At 61.5% G+C, this 1,659-nt stretch carries 2 protein-coding genes; both read left to right on the top strand.

The annotated features are described in order from the left end of the window. Positions 1-738 (top strand): electron transfer flavoprotein subunit beta/FixA family protein (locus NE850_RS39300; protein WP_310700418.1); only part of this gene is annotated, 738 nt, incomplete at its 5' end. A gap of 22 nt (positions 739-760) precedes the next feature. Further along, the coding region (locus NE850_RS39295) for an FAD-binding protein (protein ID WP_310700417.1) at positions 761-1,659 on the top strand (899 nt) is incomplete at its 3' end.

The raw sequence follows: 1,659 nt of genomic DNA, 5'->3' as shown, positions 1-1,659 counted from the left end.
GTGCCAGTCAAAAGAGTAGTCGATTACAACGTGAAAGTCCGGGTGAAGTCGGACGGCACGGGCGTCGACATCGCGAACGTGAAGATGTCGATGAATCCGTTCGATGAAATCGCGGTTGAAGAAGCGGTGCGGTTGAAGGAAGCGGGTGTGGCGACCGAAGTGATCGCCGTGTCGGCGGGCGTCACGCAGTCGCAGGAAACGCTGCGCACGGCGCTGGCGATCGGCGCGGATCGCGCGATCCTGGTCGAGTCTTCCGAAGAACTGCAACCGCTGGCCGTGGCCAAACTGCTGAAGGCGCTGGTGGACAGGGAACAGCCTTCGCTGGTCATTCTCGGCAAGCAGGCTATCGACGACGATTCGAACCAGACCGGTCAGATGCTGGCTGCTTTGGCCGGGTTGCCGCAGGCGACGTTCGCCTCGAAGGTTGTCGTGGCTGACGGCAAGGCGACGGTTTCGCGTGAAGTGGACGGCGGCGCTGAAACGCTGTCGCTGACGCTGCCCGCAGTGATCACGACCGACCTGCGCCTGAACGAGCCGCGCTACGTGACGCTGCCGAACATCATGAAGGCGAAGAAAAAGCCGCTGGAAACGATCAGGCCGGAAGATCTCGGCGTTGACGTCACGCCGCGCCTGAAGACGCTGAAGGTTGTCGAGCCGCCCAGGCGCTCCGCCGGTGTGAAGGTGCCGGATGTGAAGACGCTGGTCGAGAAGCTGAAGACCGAAGCCAAGGTGCTTTAAGTAAAACGCGGAGACGGACGAAATGACGAATCTGGTAATAGCAGAACACGACAACGCGTCGATCAAGGCCGCGACGCTGAATACGATCGCAGCGGCACAGAAGATTGGCGGTGACATTCACGTGCTGGTGGCCGGTCACAACGCACAAGCCGCAGCAGATGCCGCAGCGAAGATTGCCGGCGTGACCAAAGTGCTGCTGGCCGACGCGCCGCAACTCGAAGCGGGCCTCGCGGAAAACGTCGAGGCGACAGTGCTGAACATCGCAAAGGACTACACGCACATCCTCGCCCCGGCGACGGCGTACGGCAAGAACATCGCCCCGCGCATCGCCGCGAAGCTCGATGTTGCGCAGATCAGCGATATCACGGCGGTGGATAGCGCCGATACGTTTGAACGCCCGATCTACGCGGGCAATGCGATCGCAACGGTGCAATCTCAAGACCCGATCAAGGTCATCACGGTGCGCTCCACCGGCTTCGACGCAGTCGCGGCCGAAGGCGGCAGCGCATCGGTGGAGAAAATCGAATCGGCAGCGGACAGCGGTATCTCGCAGTTCGTCAGCCGTGAAGTGACGAAGCTGGATCGTCCGGAACTGACGTCGGCGAAGATCATCGTCTCGGGTGGCCGCGGTCTGGGCAACGGCGAGAACTACACGAAGGTTCTCGAACCGCTGGCCGACAAGCTGAACGCGGCGCTGGGCGCATCGCGTGCCGCCGTCGATGCGGGCTTCGTGCCGAACGACTATCAGGTGGGACAAACCGGCAAGATCGTCGCACCGCAACTGTATGTGGCGATCGGCATCTCGGGTGCGATCCAGCATCTGGCCGGCATGAAAGACAGCAAAGTGATCGTCGCAATCAACAAGGACGCGGAAGCGCCGATTTTCAGCGTCGCCGATTATGGTCTGGTGGGCGATCTGTT

Source organism: Paraburkholderia sp. USG1, assembly GCF_031570135.1.
Lineage (GTDB): Bacteria > Pseudomonadota > Gammaproteobacteria > Burkholderiales > Burkholderiaceae > Paraburkholderia > Paraburkholderia dioscoreae.
This window is presented reverse-complemented; position numbering and strand designations above follow the sequence as displayed.